At 53.4% G+C, this 20,784-nt stretch carries 21 protein-coding genes and 2 pseudogenes; 3 read left to right on the plus strand and 20 right to left on the minus strand.

What is annotated here, in order from left to right:
• The 19 genes from A8990_RS27975 to A8990_RS31740 form a co-directional block, all read right to left on the minus strand.
• Entirely contained in the window at positions 1-2,709 is a 2,709-nt protein-coding gene (locus tag A8990_RS27975; protein WP_116192309.1) for a glycoside hydrolase family 2 protein, read from the minus strand.
• A gap of 32 nt (positions 2,710-2,741) precedes the next feature.
• On the minus strand, positions 2,742-3,728 hold the full coding sequence (locus A8990_RS27980; RefSeq protein ID WP_116192310.1) for a LacI family DNA-binding transcriptional regulator: 987 nt from the start codon (positions 3,726-3,728) through the stop codon (positions 2,742-2,744).
• Positions 3,729-3,771: 43 nt separating this feature from the next.
• A complete protein-coding gene (locus A8990_RS27985; RefSeq protein WP_181909814.1) occupies positions 3,772-6,267 on the minus strand; it encodes a glycoside hydrolase family 38 N-terminal domain-containing protein in 2,496 nt (831 codons plus the stop codon).
• Positions 6,268-6,287: 20 nt separating this feature from the next.
• Positions 6,288-6,686 (minus strand): D-ribose pyranase, encoded by a 399-nt coding sequence (rbsD, locus tag A8990_RS27990; protein WP_116192312.1) that lies wholly within the window; start codon positions 6,684-6,686, stop codon positions 6,288-6,290.
• A gap of 213 nt (positions 6,687-6,899) precedes the next feature.
• Complete coding sequence (locus tag A8990_RS27995) at positions 6,900-7,814, minus strand: 5'-3' exonuclease (protein ID WP_116192313.1); 915 nt, start codon at positions 7,812-7,814, stop codon at positions 6,900-6,902.
• A 38-nt stretch (positions 7,815-7,852) separates the two neighbouring features.
• A complete protein-coding gene (locus A8990_RS28000) occupies positions 7,853-9,064 on the minus strand; it encodes an aminotransferase class I/II-fold pyridoxal phosphate-dependent enzyme (RefSeq protein WP_116192314.1) in 1,212 nt (403 codons plus the stop codon).
• Positions 9,065-9,112: 48 nt separating this feature from the next.
• The gene (locus A8990_RS28005; protein WP_116192315.1) at positions 9,113-9,475 is read right to left on the minus strand and encodes an arsenate reductase family protein; all 363 of its coding nucleotides are present in this window, start codon (positions 9,473-9,475) and stop codon (positions 9,113-9,115) included.
• A gap of 779 nt (positions 9,476-10,254) precedes the next feature.
• Positions 10,255-11,235: an RluA family pseudouridine synthase gene (locus tag A8990_RS28015; RefSeq protein WP_116192317.1), complete on the minus strand. Its 981-nt coding sequence runs from the start codon at positions 11,233-11,235 to the stop codon at positions 10,255-10,257.
• Positions 11,222-11,833 (minus strand): cob(I)yrinic acid a,c-diamide adenosyltransferase, encoded by a 612-nt coding sequence (locus A8990_RS28020; RefSeq protein ID WP_116192318.1) that lies wholly within the window; start codon positions 11,831-11,833, stop codon positions 11,222-11,224. The genes A8990_RS28015 and A8990_RS28020 overlap by 14 nt, the downstream gene beginning before the upstream one ends.
• Before the next feature lie 75 nt (positions 11,834-11,908).
• Entirely contained in the window at positions 11,909-13,081 is a 1,173-nt protein-coding gene (locus A8990_RS28025; protein ID WP_116192319.1) for an MFS transporter, read from the minus strand.
• A gap of 104 nt (positions 13,082-13,185) precedes the next feature.
• The gene (locus A8990_RS28030) at positions 13,186-13,398 is read right to left on the minus strand and encodes an aspartyl-phosphate phosphatase Spo0E family protein (RefSeq protein WP_245996270.1); all 213 of its coding nucleotides are present in this window, start codon (positions 13,396-13,398) and stop codon (positions 13,186-13,188) included.
• A 140-nt stretch (positions 13,399-13,538) separates the two neighbouring features.
• Positions 13,539-14,756 carry an aminotransferase class I/II-fold pyridoxal phosphate-dependent enzyme gene (locus A8990_RS28035; RefSeq protein WP_181909815.1) on the minus strand — a complete coding sequence of 406 codons (1,218 nt, stop codon included), beginning with the start codon at positions 14,754-14,756 and terminating at the stop codon, positions 13,539-13,541.
• A 16-nt stretch (positions 14,757-14,772) separates the two neighbouring features.
• The gene (locus tag A8990_RS28040; protein WP_116192321.1) at positions 14,773-15,264 is read right to left on the minus strand and encodes an Lrp/AsnC family transcriptional regulator; all 492 of its coding nucleotides are present in this window, start codon (positions 15,262-15,264) and stop codon (positions 14,773-14,775) included.
• A 171-nt stretch (positions 15,265-15,435) separates the two neighbouring features.
• Positions 15,436-15,927: a spore coat protein gene (locus A8990_RS28045; protein WP_116192322.1), complete on the minus strand. Its 492-nt coding sequence runs from the start codon at positions 15,925-15,927 to the stop codon at positions 15,436-15,438.
• Positions 15,928-15,955: 28 nt separating this feature from the next.
• A complete protein-coding gene (locus A8990_RS28050) occupies positions 15,956-16,180 on the minus strand; it encodes a hypothetical protein (RefSeq protein ID WP_116192323.1) in 225 nt (74 codons plus the stop codon).
• 114 nt (positions 16,181-16,294) lie between these two features.
• Positions 16,295-16,963, minus strand: a complete 669-nt coding sequence (locus A8990_RS28055) for a DUF2642 domain-containing protein (protein ID WP_116192324.1) — start codon at positions 16,961-16,963, stop codon at positions 16,295-16,297.
• A 23-nt stretch (positions 16,964-16,986) separates the two neighbouring features.
• A complete protein-coding gene (locus tag A8990_RS28060) occupies positions 16,987-17,286 on the minus strand; it encodes a hypothetical protein (RefSeq protein ID WP_116192325.1) in 300 nt (99 codons plus the stop codon).
• A gap of 92 nt (positions 17,287-17,378) precedes the next feature.
• Positions 17,379-17,936: a hypothetical protein gene (locus A8990_RS28065; protein ID WP_147306887.1), complete on the minus strand. Its 558-nt coding sequence runs from the start codon at positions 17,934-17,936 to the stop codon at positions 17,379-17,381.
• Positions 17,915-18,079, minus strand: a complete 165-nt coding sequence (locus A8990_RS31740) for a hypothetical protein (protein WP_181909816.1) — start codon at positions 18,077-18,079, stop codon at positions 17,915-17,917. The genes A8990_RS28065 and A8990_RS31740 overlap by 22 nt, the downstream gene beginning before the upstream one ends.
• Positions 18,080-18,742: 663 nt before the next feature.
• On the opposite strand from A8990_RS31740, the gene A8990_RS28075 reads away from it, so the two are divergent.
• Both A8990_RS28075 and A8990_RS28080 read left to right on the plus strand, forming a co-directional pair.
• Positions 18,743-19,066 carry a hypothetical protein gene (locus A8990_RS28075; RefSeq protein ID WP_147306888.1) on the plus strand — a complete coding sequence of 108 codons (324 nt, stop codon included), beginning with the start codon at positions 18,743-18,745 and terminating at the stop codon, positions 19,064-19,066.
• Positions 19,067-19,173: 107 nt separating this feature from the next.
• A complete protein-coding gene (locus A8990_RS28080) occupies positions 19,174-20,247 on the plus strand; it encodes a CotH kinase family protein (RefSeq protein WP_116192329.1) in 1,074 nt (357 codons plus the stop codon).
• A 51-nt stretch (positions 20,248-20,298) separates the two neighbouring features.
• Here A8990_RS28080 and A8990_RS32410 read toward each other — a convergent pair.
• Positions 20,299-20,433: pseudogene (locus tag A8990_RS32410) on the minus strand (cysteine synthase A); the annotation flags it as partial.
• Positions 20,434-20,594: 161 nt separating this feature from the next.
• On the opposite strand from A8990_RS32410, the pseudogene A8990_RS28090 reads away from it, so the two are divergent.
• Positions 20,595-20,784: pseudogene (locus A8990_RS28090) on the plus strand (IS4 family transposase); the annotation flags it as partial.

Here is a 20,784-nt window from a genome sequence, read left to right on the forward strand (position 1 = left end):
TTATAGCAGTTCGTTTAAGATACAGTCCAGCAAATAGAGCGCAGCCGGATTACTCATGAGCCCGTTCGGCTGGCTGCCGAGTCCGCCTTCAAGCCGAAGCGTTGTCGATATGCGCTTGCCTGCGCCGACTCGTTCCTCAATCATGTAGCGGTCCAGCTCAAAAATCCGCGCATCGAGACGGTCCATGATCGGCGTATGCTCGCCGAGCTGCAGACGGTCCAATACAAGATCTGTCGCGAGCCCGTACAGCAGCATCGAAGTGTGGTCGCGGTGCGGGAATGCGTCCATAATCGGGTGTTTATGGAATAATTGCAGCGATTCGCGCCAGAACGGCATCGGCTTCACCGCTAGCGGACCGTAGCCGCGCTCCACATAGAGCGCATGACCGCCATCGGCAACGAACTTCTCCATTGCCGGTGTCCATCTTGCCGTCAGCAATACGCGAGCGCCATCGTTGTCGCCGGTCTCCTTCCACTTGCGAACACCTGGATTCGCTTCTGCCCAGCCGCGGAACTGTCCGTTTCCGCCGTCGTCAATCGCAATCGCAGCAAGCTGCTCAGCTGGTCGAGCCGCCTTCGGCAGCACCCAAATCGGCCACTCGTTCGTCGCGATTACCTGACCGTTCGCTTCCACCTCTGCGTGAAGGACCAATTGGAGCGGTACTTCCGTCTGCGGCAGCGTCCACTCGGCGACAGCAATTTCTTTAAAGTCGCCAGAAGCGAGGTGCTCTACTGTACGTTCGCCGCTGCTTGCGAGCTGTCCGTCAATCGTCCAAGTCCAGCGCAGCGTACCCGCTTCAATAGCGGTATCTCCGTAATGGGAGATGGCTAGATGAGGACGGATCGTTTCTCCCGGGTTGTAGTTGAACGAATCCCAAGGCGTAAGTCGGTCGCCCCCGTTAATCCAATTTCTTCGCGCGTCCCAAGTAACGGTAATCATCGTCGCACCGTTAATTTGCTTGAAGCGTGCAGGCGGCTGTTTCCACTCGCCGAAGTCGTCGAACACGGCGCTGGACGCAAGGCCGGAATCTTGAATCGACGTCAGCGTGTAGCCGTTAATATGCGGATAAGCACGTACCTGTTCAAGCACCGCCTTGCGGTACACATATGCGCTCTCGCGCGAATTCGCCGTCAGCTCCGCTTCGGTGAACGGCAGCGGAAGCATGTTCAGCTTCGCATCCTGCCTATGGTACTGAACTCTGACGTCGCGGGCGATTGGATTGGCCTCGATGTCGGATTGCAGCCACCATGGACGTTCGCCTTTGCGTTCGATCACTCGGCTGATCGGCCTGAACTCGTCATAATCGCAGAACTCGCCGAACACCCAAGGCTTCTTCTCGCGCCATGGTCCTGCGAACCGGCTCAACAGGTCCGGATAGAAGTGAACGTCGGTATAGAAATGATAGTCGTAGAAATCCGCATACTCCTTGAGCAAGCCGCCATAGCATTCGCCTGAACCGCTGTTGTCACGGATAATCGCGCCGCCGGTCAGCCTCTTCGCCTGCTCGTAGAGATCCTTCAGAAACTCGGAGTCCGCCTCATGATTCAGCTCGCAGCCAAGCGTCCAGATCCCGATCGACGTATAGCTGCGGATCTCCTTGATAATCGCTTCGTACTGCTCGAACGCACGTGCCTTGAACTCCTCGTTGACTTCCGGCAGCCACATCGGAAGCTCCTGCCACAGAATGAAACCAAGCTCGTCCGCCAGCTCATAATACTCCCGGACAGGCACGTACAGGCAGTGCTTCACCATGTTGAAGCCGCCTTCCTTCAACCGGCTCAGCTCCGCGCGAATGGTCTCGCGGTCCGGGATCGGCGCGATAAGGTCTCCGTACCAGCCCCAATGCAAAATGCCGCGCATATGCACCGGATTGCCGTTCAGCAGCAGCCGCTCGCCTTCGATCGACCACGTTTTGAAGCCGAAGCGATGCTCGTAGCGGTCTATCGCCTCCCCGCTATGGGAAAGCGTCAATTCCACCGTGTACAGCACGGGCTTCTCCGGCGACCAAAGCGCGATGCTCTCATTCCCGGACAGTTCGATTATGCCATTCCCGTCTGATGCCGAAATGCCGAGCCGCTCCGTCACGACGCTTCCGTCCACTCCGCGCAGCCGCGCGTCGACAGTCCATGCTCCCGCGCTTGCCGCCGTTTCCAAGCGGTAGGAGATCGCTGCGCGAGGCGTGCCTTCGAGCGTGTGCGTCTCCACGAATACGTCCGCCAGCTCTCCCTGCGGGATTACGCCCAGATGAACCGGCTTCCAGATGCCGCCGAAAATAATGCCGACGTCCGGCAGGAATCCCGCTAAGCATTGGCGCAACGGATACTTCTCCCCCTGCTTGTAAATGCGCAGCACGAGGTCGTTCGTTTCCCCTACCCGAAGCGCTTCGCCGGTTACGATACGGAAGCCGCTCCAGCCGCCTTCGTGCTCGCCGATCTTTTGCCCATTGAGCCATATTTCGGAGAAGTAGTTCACGCCTTCAAAATCAATCGCGGCCTGCTCGCCGCCGTACTCGCTTGGCGCGGTGAAAGTCAGCTTATACCATACCGCTCCATCTGCGAGCTTGTTGTCCGTCAGCACATCCCAGCAACCCGGAACCTTCGCTGCCCGCCACGCTGACGACGCGAGCGCATCGGCCGGATTCTCGTATTGATGATCAAAATCGAATAAAAGCTCCCAATTGTCCGTCAATGTTACCGTTTGCTTCAGCATGCTTTCTCCGCCACTCCCTATCGCGATTAATGCTAGGTCGAGCTTCGTTCAATAAGATGAACGTCAAGCTCATAAAACCGGTTTTCCCCGCCGTTCGATTCAATCTTGCCGATCAATATTTCTGCCGCCATCTTGCCCATCTCCGCAATCGGCTGAGCAATCGTCGTCAATTCAGGCTCGGTCATGCGCGTCATGCCGATGCCGTCAAAGCCGCACAGTGCGATCTGCTCCGGCACCCGGATTCCCCGCCGGATCAAGCCTTTCAGCGCGCCGATTGCCATCATATCGTTGCCCGCGAAGATGCCGTCCACATCGGGATGGCGTTCCAGCAGCAGCTCGACCGCCTCAATTCCGCTTTCAAGCCGAAAATTTCCCGGGATCAGCAGCGAAGGCGAATACCAATCGTATTGCTGCGCAATTTGCTCATACCCCTCGAGACGCTCGCGCGCGGTGACAATCGACTGCGGACCGTAAATGTGGGCGATTTTGCGGCGGCCTTTATCGAGCAAATGCTGCACCGCCATCATCGCGCCCTTGCGGCTGTCCGCGCGGATAATGCTGCAGTTGTCCGCATTGCCGCTGCGGTCGAGCACGACAATCGGCGTGCCGGATTGGCGCAGCTCCTGCAGATCCTCCTGCGACAACGAATCCGTCGCAAATATAAAACCGGAGACGCTGTTGCGGCTCAGCGACTTGATATAGTTAAGCTCCTTCTCCCGGTCATTATCCGAGTTGCACAGAATGAGCGTATAGCCTCGGCTGAGGCATATATCCTCGACTGCGCGGGCGAGCTCCGGGAAGAAGGGGTTGTTGATATCCGGCAGCACGAGCGCGACAACGTCCATCCGCTTCCCCGCCAGTCCGCGGGCGATCGAGCTCGGCTGATAATTCAGCTCCTCGATGGCTTTGTTGATTTTGAACTCGGTCTCCTTGTTCACGTAACCGTTGCGATTGATTAACCGGGAAACCGTCGCAACGGAAACGCCGGCGAGTGCAGCCACTTCGCGAATCGTAGCCATTATGCATTCACCTTTCTCATTAAGTAAGTACGTGCGATTCGATTTAAGACAATGCGATGGTCACAATCTGCCACGGGTTGAACGACTGGTTCCACATGACGCTTTCCGCATCGCTTCGCAGCGCAACGGATTGGACCAAGCAACCCTCCATGTTCGTAACGGCCGCCTTCGTGAACGGATGACGCAGCGATAAGGCTGCTTCTTGAACCGCATCCGGCGAATAGTTGACGATGCGCAGGAAGAGCTGTCCGTCCTTCATATAGAGCGCGGAAGGAATGAGCCTGGCATCGCTCGATGTAAAGCCAGCGATGCCAGGCTGATTACCGCTCGCATGCGGCGCCTGTAACTGCTCCTGCGCTGCTGCGGCGTTCAGAGCGGCAAATACCGGCTCCGTCGTCAGCACCTGCGCCAGCTGAGCGCTTTCCCACGGTTCGTGGCAGCCTGGGACGAGCGTGAATATCCATTCGTAGTCGCCGTGAACCCGGTCGCGCGCTTGCAGATGGCGGATCGTTCCGCCCTCCGCCGTACGTTCCAGCTTCATGCGCTGCGTGCCGGTATGGACCAGCGTAAAGCCTTGGCTGCCATTGCTTACTCGCGTGTACGTGTTCGGATACAAATCGCGGATGTCCGTCTTCTCTTCGCCGAACGGGAAGTCGCGATAAACCTCCGCGCCTGCAATGTCGTAGGCCAGCTCCATCCAGTTCTGCACGTTCAAGTAAACGCCTGCATTTAGATGGTTGCGGATTTCGATGCGGCCTGTGACATGATCGACGCTGATGCGAGCTTCCGCAAAAGCGACTGGCGTATTCGTCGTATGCAGCGTAACAAGATCGCTGCGCAAACAGAGAGTCGTGCGTACCGGCCCCGACTCTTCAACGCTTGCCGTCACCCAAGCGAGCTGATCCGGCGCATGCGTCGTGCCGTCGAACGCGAACGCAAACTGCTCATGGCCCGGGCTCAGCGCGTGGAACATCGCTCCGTCATGCTCATTCACTTTACCGATCGAGCCTGTAAAGCCTTTGACCGTCCAAGACACCTGCTGCTGCTTGTCCGTAATCCAGACATCCCAGCGCGGCTTGACCCATTCGACGCGGTATCGCTCATCCTCGAAACCGGTTTCCCAGCGCTGAACTTCATCCGATGCCGCAGCATCTCCAGCTTGCGGCACCGTATCGAACCCTGCTTCACCGTAAGCTGGAAGCTCGATGACAGTTATCCATTTGTCCCGCCCTCCGCGCTTTACCTTTTGGGTCGGTACCGAAGCTCCGTTAATGCGAAGCATTTCGCCCTCACGAGCAGCCATGACCCCATCCGGCAACTCGACAGTTCTCCGGTAAGCGACGCCAATCGGATTAACGATCATCGGCTTGTTCTTGCCTGCTGCAAGCTCGCCTGCGCGCTGCATGTTGCGGCTTGTCATCGCATCATAGGCGATAACGCCATATGAGCCTGCGTTCGTGACGATACCCTGCTCGGTCACGGCGCGGTAGCTTCGGGCGACGGAATAGTCGTGATTTTGCAGCACCATGATCTCTTTCCATTCCCGCTCCCAGAGCGCTTCATCGACGTTGCCGCCGCTGCGGACCGCATTCCAGGCTGCGAGCGTTTCCCAAGCAAGCAATGCCCGTTCAGCGCGTTTGTCCGCTTGAAGGATGCGGTCGCCGTCATAGCCCCAGCCGCCGCCTTGATACCAATTGTTCGCGTAGTTCGATGCGTCGAGCGGAATGTAGATGTCCTTCAAATCCGTCCTGTCGGCTTCCGCTTCGAAATAATCGCCAAGCGTTACCGGACGTCCGCCCCATTCCAGCACCTGTTGAATGGCTTCCTTGAAAGGCAGCGCGCTCGCGCCCCAATCCATGCCCGGCGGCCAAATTTCGACCCATTGGAAGAGAAGCGGCCGCTCGTAGCCGCCCAGCCGTTCCGCGTACGCGGAATAATCGGTGTACTGTCTGACGCAGGACACCTGCAGGTCGTTTGCCGGCACAGCCGGAATGACCGAGCCGTCTATGCCGCGCCAATTGATCATCGATTCGTTCATCGGCATCACTTGACCGGAGTTTTGATTTTGCAGCGAGGCATATTTGAATCCGGATTGGAGCAGCAGCTGCGGGAGCTGCGGATGGAACCACTGCTCTTCGACCAGGAATGCCTTGATATCCGCGCCGAGCGTGTCAAGGAGAGATTGGCGGCCGAAGGTTAACTGGCGGATGTTCGGCTCCCAGCCATAATCCTGTCCGAACGGCTGGCCGTAGGTGCCTCCGTCGACACCGGCTTTCCCTTCCGCGATGTAGCGCTTCAGCCGTTCGATGCATGCCGGATCTTCCTTGGCTACTTCCTCGTACAAATACGCATCCAGCTCCATTGACACCTTTAGCCCTGGAAAATCATCCGCGGCATCGAGCATCTTCTGAATCGTGTACACTGATGAATAGGTTCTGACGTACTTCTTCCCGTCCAGCCATCCGGATGGAAATGCGAAGCCGATGCCCCCTTGGGTCCAATGATTGCAAAATAAATAATAAAACGGCTTAGTCGTCACGCTGCTTCCCCTTCCCTTAGCTAAAATACAACTCCGCATACAAGAGATACATTCGCGTATGGAGTAAATTCACCTGTCCGGATGATCGCCCTCGCACCTTGCTGCACATGCGTTTTGAATGCTTGATGTGACATTTGATGAATGGGCAGCGCTCCTGTCAACGCCCTCAGTTGAGCGTACGTCTCCGAGCTCTTCGCAATCATTTCTTCCGCAATGTAAAGCTCCTGCACGCACAATTCGTCCAGTACGACCTGCAGCGTCTCGATAAAACCGGGTATGCCTTTCGTGAGCGCAAGGTCAATTCGCTTCACGCCCGCAGGAATCGGATACCCGCTATCACAGATAACTAGCTCATCCAAATGGCCGAGCTCTGCGATTACTCTTGATATTTCCGGATGCAAAAGAGGTGACTTTTTCATAAGGACTCCTTTCGGCATGCAGGTGTGGTAAATCATATGGTACCGGTTACATATCCCTATAAAAAAAATGGTTCATTTTGGAACCGCATTCACAGCGATAGACTAGCATGTAAGCGTTTCAGCTGTCAACAAAGAAATTTTTGAAGCGGAATGTCAAAAAACCGAGAACGGATGAAAAGCGCCTCGGTTATTGCTTGGGAAAAATGATGCTTATTATACGGCAGCGAATGGGTCCAGCTCACGTACCGGATGGCCATCAAGGATTTTCACCAGTGCGCCAAACTCGAGCTCTTCAAACTTCTGCGCAGCAATCTCCTTCGTTATATGCCACGTGCAAGTGTGCAGCTCGCAGCTTACCGGCGCATTAATGCGAATCGTCGCGAGGTCACGGGAGAGGTGCAGCATATCGAGATCGGCTTCGATTTTGGAACGAACGCCCTTCGGCAGCTTTTCCAGGTTCAGCAACACGCCTTCGATAGACTGGTATTCTTGAATGAGCTTAAGCGCTGTTTTCTCGCCAATCCCTTTCACGCCAGGATAGTTATCGCTCGTGTCCCCCATGAAGCCTTTCAGATCGATGACTTGCGGCGGGGTCAGCTGCTTCTCTTCAAGCAGAACCGCCGGATCGTAGACCGCGTAGTTCAGCTTGCCTTTCTTCATGATGACCACTTTCACAGTCTCGCTGACGAGCTGGAGCATATCATGGTCACCTGTCAGAATAAACACTTCCGAGTCCGTGCTCAGTTGTGACGCAAGCGTGCCGAGGCAATCATCCGCTTCAAAGCCGACGACGCCGATATTTTGAATGCCCATCGCTTCAGTGACTTCTTTTACAAGGTCGAATTGCGGAATGAGCTCGAGCGGCGCTTCGCCCCGATTGCCTTTGTAATCGGCGAATTGCTCGGTGCGGAACGTCTTGCTCCCCATATCCCAGCAGCAGACCACATGCGTTGGTTTGAACGTATTAATCGCGTCAAAGAAATATTGGATAAAGCCGTAGACCGCGTTCGTCGGCAGTCCTGCCTTCGTCTTGCGGATGTAGCCGGTATAGGATGTGGCGTAGAACGCGCGGAACAGTATAGCCATCCCGTCAACAAGCAGCACTTTACGGTTCGTGCTCTCAGACATTTTATCTCCCCCATGATGTGTGGTGTGTTTATATGAATCTATGATTGCTGCTCGCCTCTTATGAATTTGCCGATTCGTGCTGCAGCTTCTACTAATCTCTCTTCGCTCTCTACGAGTGCGATTCGGACATAGCCCTCTCCTTCAGCGCCAAAAGCATCGCCTGGAATCACAGCTACTCCTGCCCGTTCGAGCATTTCCCGGGAAATGCGACGGGAGTCCCATGGTTCCGACAGCTCCCATTGCATAACCGGGAGTTTCGCCCAGATGAACATGGTCGCTTTCGGGTACGGCACTTCCCAGCCATGGCTTCGGAGTGCCTGAACGAACTGATCTCTACGCTTCTCGTAGAGCGTCCCGACCGGTTTGTTGATACCTTTCATATCCTCTTGAAGGGCTATGATTCCAGCCTCTTGGACGGGGAGGAACACGCCGTAATCGATGTTCGCCTTCAGCTCACGCAGCGCTCCGACTGCTTCTCGATTCCCCGCGAGAAAGCCGATGCGGCAGCCGGCCATGTTGAAGCTTTTGGATAAGGAATGGAACTCTACTGCTACATCTAATGCACCTTCCACTTGCAAAATACTAGGAGGCCTGTAGCCGTCAAATGCCATTTCCGAGTAAGCAAGATCGTGAACGATCAGCACATTATGCTGCTTCGCGACCGCGACTGCTTTCTTGAAGAAGTCCAGGTCCGCTGTGGCAGACACCGGATTGCTCGGGTAGTTCAGCAGCATAAATTTCGTCCGCTGCCACACCTGCTCCGGAATCGCGTCAAACTCGGGAAGGAACTGATTCTCTTCCCGCAGCGGCATGAGATACGGTTCTACGCCTGCCAGTGCAAGACCAGCGGCATAGACCGGGTACCCAGGATCTGGTAAAAGAGCGATATCCCCTGGGTTGCATAACGACAGCGCCAAGTGACCGAGACCGTCTTGGGAGCCCATTAGCGAGACGAGCTCATGCTCCGGATCGATCTGCACGCCGAAGCGGTATGCCAGCCAGTCCGAGGCATGCTTCAGGAAGCGAACGGACCCTTTGGAGCCGGGGTAGCCGTATGCGTTGTCACGCAGCACCGCTTCGCTTAGTGCGCTGCGAATCTCTTGCGATGGCGGCAGGTCCGGGCTGCCGATGCTTAAATCGATGACGTCGACACCACGGTCGATCGCCGCTTTCTTCCACTCTGCTACTTCCGCAAAAATTGACGAGCCCAGATGCGACAATCGCTCTGCTCGCCATCCTTTCGTAGTCACCGTCAGTGTGCCTCCCCCATGGTTGTCGATCCGGTTGCGATCCGGTTTCTACCCGCGCCAAACTTGTTCGAACTCTTCTTCTTTGAAGCCGACTGTCACCGTTTTGCCGTCTGTGACGACAGGGCGCTTGATCAGGCGTCCATTCGATGCGAGCAGCTCAATCTTCTCTTGATCGGACATGCTAGGCAGCTTGTCTTTCAAGCCAAGCTCCTTGTACACTTCACCGGAAGTGTTGAAGAACTTCTTCACTTCGAGCCCGCTCAGCTTGATGATGCGCTCGAGGTCTTTCACCGGCGGCGCTGACTCGAACACGTTGTGCGAGTCGAGCTCGTAGCCTTTATTCTTCAGTACTTTTATTGCGCTGCGGCATGTACCGCATTTTGGATATTCGTAGATGGTTAGTTTTTTCAATGAAATCTACTCCTAAAATATAGACTACCCCTAAGTCAGAGGGACGCCCCCCCTAAATCGGAGGGACACCCCCTACGTCCCCCTAGTGGGGGATTCCGAGGGCTCCGCCCTCTGGACACCCGAAAGGATTTGGCCCCCCCCTAAATCCCCCTAGAAGGGGGACCCCAAGGTCTCCCGCCCTCTGGACACCCGAAAGGATTTGGGACACCCCCTAAATCCCTCTAGAAGGGGGACCCCGAGGGCTCCCCCTCTGGACACCCGAAAGGTGTAACGTCTGAGTTAGATATGTGCTCGATTGTGGTTTTAGTGGATGGATCGCTTTCGTCCCTTACGGGACACGCTTCACGATCGGCGCTGATTGTTAGTTGAAAGACGTGGTGCGTAGAAATGGTGTTAAGGTTACTGAGATGCGTCAATCCAGAGTTGGGCGTCGGAAAATCCCACTCTCAGTAAATAAAAGCCGCCATTCCAGAGCCGAGAGTAGGAAAATCCGACTCTCACCATCTCGAGCGAATGGCTCATGCTAAAGAAGATACTTAGATTATCCTCTTTGAACATTTTCGGCGGATTTCCGCCCATGTGTATCCCTGGAGGATACTCTTTGACCACTTTCGGCGAATTTCCGCCCATGTGTATCCCTGAGGGATACTCTTTAGCCGATTTCGGCGAATATCAGCCAATGTGTATCCCTGAGGGATACTCTTTTCCAATGTTGCTGGTCTAGCCAGCTATATTGGCGCCACCAGCCGCGCGAACGCGACTAGCGCTTCGAAGCGCCGCTACTCCAGCGCGCGGAGCGCTGCTTCCAGCTGCTGCAAATCATCGGGCAGCGCGGCTTCGAAGGTCATTTGCTCCCCCGTCATCGGGTGCTTGAATGAGAGGATCGCCGCATGGAGCGCTTGGCGCTGCACGGCTGCTTCCAGCGCTGCGGAGCCGCCTTCGGCTCCTTCGCCGGCGAAGCCGTACAGCTTATCGCCGATGAGCGGGCAGCCGATATGCTTCATATGCACCCGGATTTGGTGCGTTCGGCCTGTCTCCAGCTTGATGCGCACCTTCGCAGCGGCACCGCCGCCGTAGACGGCTTCAACCTCATAGTGCGTAACGGACGGATAACCGTCCTCACGCACTACGCGCAGATGCGGATTGTCCGTATCGCGGTCAATCGGCTCATCCACCGTGCCAGCTGCAGCAGCAGGTGCGCCGTATACATAGGTGCGATACCGCTTATTCACCTCACCAGCTTGCAGCTGCTCGGACATCTGCTGGTGAATGTATGGATTTTTTGCGATCGCGACAAGCCCGCTCGTCTCCTCATCCAATCTGTGAATCGGGCGGAATCGCACTCGCTCCCCGCGCGACTTCCAATGGTACACAGCACCATTTGCCAGCGTGCCCGTATAATGCCCCTGCGTTGGATGAACAATAAGCCCTGGCGGCTTGTTCACGATGAGTAAGTACTTATCCTCGTACACGATATCGAGCGCGATCGGCTCTGGCAGGATATCATCGGATTCTTCCTGCTCCATCCGGATCTCGACCAGATCTCCCCCGGCGACGCGGTCATTCGTATAGACTCGCTCGCCATTGACCGTAATACCCAGCTCCGTCAGCTTCAGCCTTGACAGCAGCTTGCGGGAGACGCCGAGGCGGCGCTCCAGCACATTACGCACCATTTTTCCGTCATCTTCGCTGCTAACAACCACTGCAAGCGGCTCATAATATTCCGCTGCTACTGGCACGATTCTACTATGATGTTCCATTGCTTCCTTCCTGTCTCTCTTTTCCGTCTTCACTCTTCTTGCTGAACACATCCGCACTCCGAATATATTCCGTATCCGGCACGCCAAGCTTCGCATTCGCCGCGCGCGCAGCCGCGAAGAAATAATCGGACAACCGGTTCATGTACGTCTGCACCGGCTCATGTACCGGCAGCTCTCCAGCCAGCGTCACAATGCGGCGCTCCGCTCTGCGGCACACCGTCCGGCATAGATGCAGCAGCGCAGATACTTCACTTCCCCCAGGCAAAATAAACTTCGCAATCGCCGGAGCCGCATCCGTATGCGCATCGATCCAGCCTTCAAGCCGCTGTGCCGAAGCCGCCGTCATCTTCAGCTCGCGTCCGTTTGGATCGGCGAACGCGAGATCCGAGCCGCAATCGAACAGCTCCTGCTGAATTTCAAACAGCTCTTCTACGAGTTCCTTCAGTCCCGCCGACGCAGCGACTGCTGCTGCCTGACCAACGAAGCTGTTCAGTTCATCCACCGTGCCGTATGCTTCAACGCGGCTGTCGTCTTTGCGGACACGGCCGCCTTTGACCGAAGTATTGCCTTTATCACCTGTACGTGTATACAGTTTCACCGCTCGCCACCATCCCGTCCTATCGATCGCAAAAACCTACTATCCATCATAGCACAAAAGCCCGCCTCAATCGCCCTAGGTGGTGCCAATTTCCTGTGCAGCCACACTGCCCCGCTTCCCATACTTGGCAAGCAGAACGAGGCTGAACAACAGCGCGCATAGCGACACGCACGAGATGATGATATAGAAGTAATGAACGCCTGCAGCCTCATAAATAACCCCGCCCGCATAGGATGCGACGATACCAGACACGCCGAAGAACAGCAGCGCCAGCACTGTCTGGCCGGTCGCCTTCCACTCCTCCGGTACGATCCGATACAAATATTGAATCGCTGCCGAGTAGAAGATCGGGAAAGTGAACATTTGAAGCCCTTGAATGAAAACGAGCGCGTGCGGGTCCGTCACCCATGCCGATATAAAGAACCGCAGGAAGTAGAAGAAGCTTGCAAAAGCGATCATCGCCAGCTCATGCCCTTTGCGCATCCACCAGAAGCTCAGCGCGAAGACGAGAATTTCCGTACCCGCCGCCAAGAACCACGCCTGACCGACAAGCTCTGGACTGCCTCCCAAATCATGCAGCGAAACCCCCATGTACGTATCGTTCATCCGGGATGGCACTGCAGCGATAAAGATCAATACAAGAAACATCAATGTTTCGCGATGGCTCAGAAACTTACCCAAGCTCTTCATCGAGACGGGCTTGCTCGCCGCAGGCGCATCCGTCAACGTCATGCAGACGATGAAACTCACCGCGCATAATGCAGCGAATAGCGGCGCCATGCCGTTCACGCCAAAATAAAGCATGACGTAACCGACCGCCAGCGACATAACCGCATAGCCCAGCGCACCGAAGGTACGGATCGAGCCATAGCTGACACCGTGCAGCTCCGACGTCTGGAAGTTGAGGCTCTCTGTCAACGGATCCATCGGCAGCAGGAAGCAGTAGAGCAGCATCGTAAACAGTACGAGCAGCAAGAAGCTCCCTGAAGCATAGAGCAAGTAGCCAAGTACGGCCGAGCACGCGATTAGGACAAGCAGCACCTTGCGGATTGTTTTCGCGCGGTCGCTGATCATGCCCCAGAACGGCTGCGCGAAGATGGATACGAAGCCGCCTGTTCCAATAATGATGCCGATTCGTGTTGCGGATTGCCCTTGCGCATCCAGATAGACGGGCAAGAACGAAATAAACATCGCCAGCAGGGCGAAAAATAAAAAATTAAATAAGCGCAAATTAGCGGGGGATTTCATGCGTTGTCGTATACTCCTTCTACTCGTTGCAAAAAAGAAAAGAAGTCCTTGTCAGGACCTCTTCCTCTTCCGGAGCCTAGCCTCGTGGCCAAGCGAAGTCTTAATTAAGACTGCTGACCCGCGAAGCTTCTTCGAAATTGCATATATTCGTTTATTTTCATATCGAGAAGCCGGCTTAAATCGATAACCTTCTCCGAACTAAATGTCGCTTCTTCAATATAGGATTGCTCCATTTTGATTCGCAGCGCATAGATCTCGTCTTCAAGAAGACGTATGGATGAGGACATAAGCTTACGACCCGTTTTTGCACAAGCCATTGCCATCCCTCCTGTCATCAGCTCAACGAACGTAACTTGCGCGCACCTGTTATAAAGTTTTATTAAATTATAACAAAGATTGGGAAATCTGAGTAGTATCCAATTTTAGTAAAAACGACCTATTACACACAATTGAAGTACTAGTTTCCTTTCAGCTCCCTCACGTAATTGCCGATCCGCTCGATCGCTTCGGTAATCAAGTTCACTTGAGTCGCGTACGAGCAGCGGAGATGGCCTTCGCCGCCGAGACCGAATACATCGCCAGGTACCGCCGCAACGCTATGCTTATTCAAGAGTCCTGTCGCAAATTCCTCCGAAGTGAGCCCTAGGCCAGCAATAGACGGGAATGCGTAAAATGCACCTTGCGGCTCGTGGCATTCCAGACCGATCTCGCGGAAACCGCGCACGACGATTCTACGGCGCTGATTGTACGATTCAATCATCCGGTCCTTCTCTTCCATTCCGTTGCGAAGCGCTTCAAGCGCTGCTACCTGTGCCATGTTGGACGCACACATTACCGTGTACTGGTGAATCTTAAGCATGGCAGCGATCAGCTCGGGATGACCGCAAGCGTAGCCGATCCGCCATCCAGTCATTGCAAACGCCTTGGAAAAGCCGCTGACCAGAATGGTGCGATCCTTCATGCCAGGGATCGATGGGAAGCTGACATGCTTCGTGCCATAAGTCAGCTCCGCATAGATTTCGTCTGAGATGACGATAAGATCATGCTCCTCAACGATCTTCGCAATTGGGAGCCAATCCTCATACGTCATAATCCCGCCGGTCGGGTTGCTCGGGTAGCATAGGATAAGCACCTTCGAGCGCGGTGTAATCGCTGTTTTGAGCGACTCTGCCGTCAGCTTGAAGTTATCCTTCGCGAACGTCTCAACGCCTACGGCAACACCGCCGCTAAGCGCAGTAATCGGTGAATACGAGATATAACATGGCTCAGGCACAAGAATTTCATCGCCTGGTTCAATCAAGGCACGAAGTGCAAGGTCAATCGCTTCACTGCCGCCGACCGTGACAAGGATTTCTTTCGCCGGATCGTAAGTGACGTCAAATTCGCGGTTCAAATAAATGCCGATTTCCTCACGCAGCTCAGGCGTTCCGGCATTCGACGTATACTGCGTCTTGCCTGTTTCAAGCGCATACACGCTTGCTTCGCGCACATGCCATGGCGTTACAAAATCAGGCTCACCGACGCCAAGCGTAATAATATCTTTGCGGCCGCTTGCCAAATCGAAGAAGCGGCGAATGCCTGAAGGTTTAATGGACCGTACCTGCTCCGACAGATAGTCCGCCATCGATGCGCGGCGTATTAACGTTCCGGTTTGCTTTTCCTCGTCCTTAATCATACGGAATTACTCCCCTTTACGGTGAGACAAGAAGACGGTGATCGTCCTCATGCTCTTCGAATATAATGCCGTCCTGCTTATATTTCTTAAGAATAAAGAACGTTTTCGTAGAGAGTACTGCGTCGATTGGCGACAGCTTATTCGAGACGAAGGAAGCAACGTCCTTGAGCGTCTTGCCTTGCACTTCAACGAGCAAATCGTAAGCGCCGGACATCAGATAAACCGATTTCACTTCAGGATATAAATAAATCCGTTCTGCGATGCCTTCGAAACCGCGGCCCCGCTCCGGTGTAATTTGAACTTCGATCAGTGCAGTGACTTTCTCGTCTTCAACCTTGCTCCAATTCACAACGGTCGCATATTTGACGATGACATGATCCTGCTCCAATTCCGCAATCGCCTGCTTTACCTCCGCGGCGGGCGCGTCAAGCATTGTCGCGATTAGATCCGCGCTGCGTCTTGCATCCTCTTTAAGCAGTTCAAGTATTTTCCGTTTCTGTTCATTCATCGTCAAACCCTCCTGTTTCCTTCACGATGCGAAGCTTCCAAGCTCCCAAAGTGAAATAGCTATAAAGATTATATTACAACGAATTAGTGCGTCCTGCAAAGCATTAAAGCGCACCTTGCTCCATGTCTCCCATCAAAAAAGACCCCGAGGGGTCTTGAGGTGCAGCGCTCCTTACATATAGTAAGGATTCGGTCCGTGATGATGCTGCCCAGACTGGCCGGACTGCTGCTGATACTGACTATTTGGCGAATATGGATTGTTCTGCTGTTGGTTCATATATGGCGCTTGAGCCTGCTGATATGGCTGCTGCATACGGCCGCCAAGCGAGAGCTGCTGCAGGAACTGGTCTGTCTTCTGCGCAGTCTGCTGATTCTGTTTCAACTGTTTATCGATCTCCTGACGAAGCGCAGGCGATGATGTGCTGTACATGTTGTTCTGTTCCATCGTCTTAAACAGCTGCCCTTGCATTTGCAGCGTGCTGTTCAGAAGGTTCGTAAAGAGCGAGCGCACTTGCTGGCAGCTGGATTCTGTTGCCGCGGTCGCATATTCGTTCACGACACGCTTCAGGTCGGCTAGTACGGTATAGGCTAAATCTTCATCGGTCAAAATCGGTTGATGCTGGGCTTGTCCTTGCTGATGCGGTTGATACGATTGCTGATACATGGTCGCTATTCCTCCCCTTTACTACGCATTATTGCTGCGGCTGCAGCGGTGCAAGCTGCTGATGTTGGCTAATGGATTGAAGCAGCATTTGGACATGCTGCCGGTGAGTTTGGATCATTTGCTGGCCAAGCTGCCGTAATTGCATATTCGTTGCAGACTCCGCCATCACCGCATTTTGCTTAATGAGCAAATCCTCGTTGGAGATCGAATCCACCAAATACTCAAGTTCCTTGCCTGTTAAAGCTTGAAGCAATGTCTGTACCTCCCGAATGTAGAGATGTAAGTTTTACTTGGCTATTGTGTCCTTGCTTCCCAATTCTTATGTAGCCGTTTCTCCCCTCGCGGGGAAGAAAGCGGAGACGTTCGCTTATGGCAGATGAACGGTTTTGACATGATCAAAATGAAGATATACCGGGTTGCCGCCTGCTGTAGACAGTTCAATCATATTTTGGTCGATGCCCTTGAGTACGCCGATCTTGTTCGGATTCTCCCCTAAGTCGAGTATGACAAATTCTCCAATCAGCTTGCGAAGCTGTTGATCAAAGGTTCTGGCGAGTGTAATCGGAGAGGGCTTGAGTGGAAATTGCTCTGGTGTAAGCGTATATGGCGTCACATTAGGATTGTACGGAATTAGATATTTCAGATGCTGCAAAGAGACGATAACCGAATGGTATACAGGTGAGTAGAATACGAAGAAATCGTTCATCACGCTGGTTAAATAACCATGGATCGACTGGTTGCCTGTTATATAGAGCTCGGAGAACATCCCTTTTGCATTCATGAGCACTTTGCGGTAAGAGATCGGATCGTTCTGCGGTTCAAAAGGGAGCTCGGGTACATCGATTTCTTGCTGGGAATCGCTCTTGGCCAGCCTGAGCTGCTGCAGATGGATTAAAGGAACGTACAGAAATTGCGTACCGTTATGAAGCACGAGAATATCTTGACCTAGATCGATTAGCTTGCCGCGAATAGGGACGGACTTTCCTGAGATGTCAAGCTCGACATAACGATCTAATAAAGGGTGACGATGTTTCATGAAATCGGCCTCCTTTCATCCTATTAAATGCGTCCATGCAATAGAGACTGAGTAGACTTGCAAGCAGCGTTGCCCGCCGCCGGCGAGAATAGCGGACACTGATTTACGAAAGCAAGTTCCGAAGCGAGAAAGCGGATCAGACCAGTTTGCTGCAAGCCGTCCACAATCACATCAATACCGAACGCAAAGAAGAGGAGTTGCCAAGGAGTCTTTGCTGCCACATCTCGTACGCTTGCGACGACGATGGTTATGCAAATCTGAAACAGCCGCCAATCGACAGGAAGACGTTCTGGAAATGGTGTATGTGTGCTGGAAGTAATCATGAATCTCTCCCCTTGTCAGCGTTTAAGGCTTAGCCGGGGCTGACTGAACGTGCAGCCCCGACATGACCTAGGCCTTATTAACTGTGGGAGAATTATTTCCCGGATCTGCTTTTGCTGCTGCGGCCGCCTTTCGCCGAAGCGTTGCGGTTGCCTTTTGCGCCACCGCTGTTATTGTTGTTGGCGTTTCCGCCGCTTTTGTTACCGCCGCTGCCGCCTGTTCCACGGCTGCCTTGGCTGCCTTTGCTGCCGCCGGATGCATAGATGCCTGCAGTTTTAACGGTTTTGATGTGATAGAGCGGGATTTGTACCAATTCTTGACCAACAACAAGCATCAGTGCTTGGTTGCCTACTTGTGCGATGAAGCCTTCGATGCGTTCTGGACCGCCCCAGTTGATTTGAACGAATTTGCGAGTGAGTGCGTGGAGTACGCCGTTGAAGCTGTCAGCTTTAATGAATTGTGCTTGGCTCATGCCGCGGCTGGAGTTAGTAGGAAGATCCGTTACGCTTCTCACATGCGAGGAGTTTACATACACGGTGCCTGTGCTGTTGCGAAGCACGAGATAACCTTTTTGAACACCAATCATGCGGCCATCAAGCGATTCAGGACCGCCGCGGTTAATACGAACATTCATACCCATTTGAGCTTCCAAGAAGTTTTGACCTCCCGATTCATGTTTTGGTGGTTGATTTCCATGATTTCCTTGATTACCTTGTGTTCTGTTGCCGGATCCGCTGCGGTTGCAGCAGCCGCCATTTCCCATTTGCCAGTTGTTGCTCTTTGCTTCCATACCAAAATCCCTCCGTAAAGTAATAGATTTTGACCTGTACCATGACGTTAACACCGGTGCAAATACTTGACGATTCGACTACCAAACTTACGGTTCATCCATCTCGCTTCGGCATTCATCCCTCCATTACTTGCCCCGGTGAAATCTATCATGGGAGACAATTTATAATGTATTTATATGTATCCCGTATCATAGAGGTACTAGATTTATATCTATTTTCTAGAAGATTAAGCACGAACCCAGTGCGATTGATAGATTTGCAACATAGCTTGTATTAGAAACTATCAAAGGAGGAATAACACATCTTGCAAAGAAAAATGACAATGTCGCAAGGATCTCAAGGATCTCAAGGCAACCAACCTTCTCAAGGTTCCCAAGGATCTCAAGGCAGCCAACCAACTCAAGGTTCGCGCGGTTCCCAGGGTTCGCAAGGCTCCCAAGGTTCCCGTGGTTCCCAAGGTTCGCAAGGATCTCAAGGTTCCCGTGGTTCCCAAGGATCGCGTGGATCTCAAGGTTCACGTGGATCGCAAGGTTCACGTGGATCGCAAGGTTCACGTGGATCGCAAGGTTCTCGCGGTTCCCAAGGGTCTCGCGGTTGGGAAGGCTACGAAGGATCTGGAGGCAATGAATACGACTGGGGAAACAGCAAATCTGACGGGTCCTTTGGTATGAATGCTTATACGCGGGGACGCAATAACCAAAGCGGCGGAAATAACCAAAGCGGAGGAAATAACAAAAGCGGCGGAAACAACAAGAGCGGCGGCAGCCAAGGTTCGCGCGGCTCCCAAGGTTCGCGTGGTTCCCAAGGCTCTCAAGGTTCGCGCGGTTCCCAAGGTTCGCAAGGCTCTCGCGGTTCCCAAGGCTCACGTGGCAGCCAAGGTTCGCAAGGCTCTCGCGGTTCCCAAGGTTCGCAAGGCTCACGTGGCAGCCAAGGTTCGCAAGGCTCCCGCGGTTCCCAAGGTTCGCAAGGCTCTCGCGGCGACCGCTGCTAAGTCGGCGCCTCCAGTGCCGCACCATTAGACGAATACCCGCATAGTGTAAATAAGCTGAAGCCTATCGAATGCGATAGGCTTTATCTTTTGCCTAAGGAGATGGTCTAATGTCCGGGGAAGGACTGCCTACTCGTAAAATAACTATTGACCTCGATGATTTGCGGAGGCTGGAATCGGACGTTTGGAGCAACGAGTTCGCTCCCGTTAAATTGGAGATGAACGGCGTCGTCATGAACGCAAAACTCCGGTTCCGCGGCGGTCACACACGCAACTATCCGAAGAAATCATATGAGATCCATTATGGATACAATCGAATCCTGCATTGGAACGCCGAATTTGACGATCCATCCATGATTCGTAACGCGCTCTCGTTTCAATTTTTCAATATAATCGGTGTCCCTTCGCCGAAGACGAAGCATATGTGGCTCGAATGGAACGGCAACCCGCATGGCTGTTATTTGGAGCTTGAATCGGTCGATACGAGGTTTTTCCGCAAGCGGGGCATCGGCGCAAGATCGCTGATCTATGCCGTGAATGACAAGGCCAACTTCAGCATCATCGATCCGTACACGGACGAAGAGAAAGAGACGAAGTTCGAAGGTTATCGGGTCATGAAAGGAACAGATTATACGAGAACGAAGCTTATTCGCTTCGTCAAACGGATTAATCGGCCGGCAAACTCATCGCTGCGAACATACCTGGCAAACCGGCTTGATATTTATTTATATCTGAAATGGCTCGCAGGCGCGGTGTTAACCGGCAACTACGACGGGTTCGACCAGAACTACGCGCTGTATGAGCATACGAATACGAGCAAATACCGGATCATTCCGTGGGATTATGAAGGTACGTGGGGAAGAAACTGTTACGGGAAGCTCTGTGGCAGCGATCTTGTCGATGTGAAGGGGTACAATACGCTTACGCGGAAGGTGCTTTCCTACAAGTCCTGCAGAGTGATGTATCGCAAAATATTAAAGAGCCTGCTCGCGACCAAGTTTACAGTGGAAACGATAGAGCCAATGATTGCGGACCTGTACGAGAAGCTTGGTCCTGCGATTCGGGACGATTTTACGCGAAAATGGCCCTATTACGCCTTCGAACAGGAGCCGCAGCTGTTTCGCGACTACATTGAAGAACGCAGGGCCATTGTGCAAGAAGTGCTTGATTCATGGAAGGATTAACGATTAGCGATCACAGATTCAAAAATGCGGTTACGGTTACGATTCTTGCAGCTATTCGAACAGTCCCATACTTAAGTACCGCTCGCCGCTGTCCGGCGCGATACAAAGTACACGCCCGCCCTCTCCAATTCGGCGGGCTTGCTCAATTGCCGCCCATACCGAAGCACCCGAAGATGGACCGAGCAGCCAATGTCATTAAGTTAAGGTGTTGAACCAAATATCTATGCAAAGGAGCAGGTTATCGAAAGATAGCCTGCTCCTTTTTTGCGTGAAAAAGAGTAAAAGAACTTGACAAGCAGTTGAAAATGTGTGGCGAAGCCCCTTGAAAAAACGAGGAGGTTTCGCCCATGAATACGTACGCGAATTCACTAAAACAAAAGCTGACATCCCTTATTCAAGAAATGTCAGCCGCACCAGCACTGTATGTCAAAAACCCCGAAAAAGACTTTACGCGAAAGAAAAAGTTACCCTTTGAAACGGTTATGCAGCTCCTGATCTCAATGGGCGGAAACAGCCTATACAAGGAGCTCTTGGAGG

It is taken from the genome of Paenibacillus taihuensis, assembly GCF_003386535.1.
Lineage (GTDB): Bacteria > Bacillota > Bacilli > Paenibacillales > Paenibacillaceae > Paenibacillus_Z > Paenibacillus_Z taihuensis.

What these genes read in the sequence shown, in the direction of transcription:
- rbsD (WP_116192312.1), bottom strand. Translation starts at nt 6,686, where the DNA reads ATGAAAAAGTCACCTCTTTTGCATCCGGAAATATCAAGAGTAATCGCA.
- A8990_RS28025 (WP_116192319.1), bottom strand. Translation starts at nt 13,081, where the DNA reads ATGAAATCCCCCGCTAATTTGCGCTTATTTAATTTTTTATTTTTCGCC.
- A8990_RS27995 (WP_116192313.1), bottom strand. Translation starts at nt 7,814, where the DNA reads ATGTCTGAGAGCACGAACCGTAAAGTGCTGCTTGTTGACGGGATGGCT.
- A8990_RS28055 (WP_116192324.1), bottom strand. Translation starts at nt 16,963, where the DNA reads ATGAAACATCGTCACCCTTTATTAGATCGTTATGTCGAGCTTGACATC.
- A8990_RS28015 (WP_116192317.1), bottom strand. Translation starts at nt 11,235, where the DNA reads ATGGAACATCATAGTAGAATCGTGCCAGTAGCAGCGGAATATTATGAG.
- A8990_RS28030 (WP_245996270.1), bottom strand. Translation starts at nt 13,398, where the DNA reads ATGGCTTGTGCAAAAACGGGTCGTAAGCTTATGTCCTCATCCATACGT.
- A8990_RS28075 (WP_147306888.1), top strand. Translation starts at nt 18,743, where the DNA reads ATGAATGCTTATACGCGGGGACGCAATAACCAAAGCGGCGGAAATAAC.
- A8990_RS28045 (WP_116192322.1), bottom strand. Translation starts at nt 15,927, where the DNA reads ATGTATCAGCAATCGTATCAACCGCATCAGCAAGGACAAGCCCAGCAT.
- A8990_RS27980 (WP_116192310.1), bottom strand. Translation starts at nt 3,728, where the DNA reads ATGGCTACGATTCGCGAAGTGGCTGCACTCGCCGGCGTTTCCGTTGCG.
- A8990_RS28060 (WP_116192325.1), bottom strand. Translation starts at nt 17,286, where the DNA reads ATGATTACTTCCAGCACACATACACCATTTCCAGAACGTCTTCCTGTC.
- A8990_RS27975 (WP_116192309.1), bottom strand. Translation starts at nt 2,709, where the DNA reads ATGCTGAAGCAAACGGTAACATTGACGGACAATTGGGAGCTTTTATTC.
- A8990_RS28040 (WP_116192321.1), bottom strand. Translation starts at nt 15,264, where the DNA reads ATGAATGAACAGAAACGGAAAATACTTGAACTGCTTAAAGAGGATGCA.
- A8990_RS28035 (WP_181909815.1), bottom strand. Translation starts at nt 14,756, where the DNA reads ATGATTAAGGACGAGGAAAAGCAAACCGGAACGTTAATACGCCGCGCA.
- A8990_RS28080 (WP_116192329.1), top strand. Translation starts at nt 19,174, where the DNA reads ATGTCCGGGGAAGGACTGCCTACTCGTAAAATAACTATTGACCTCGAT.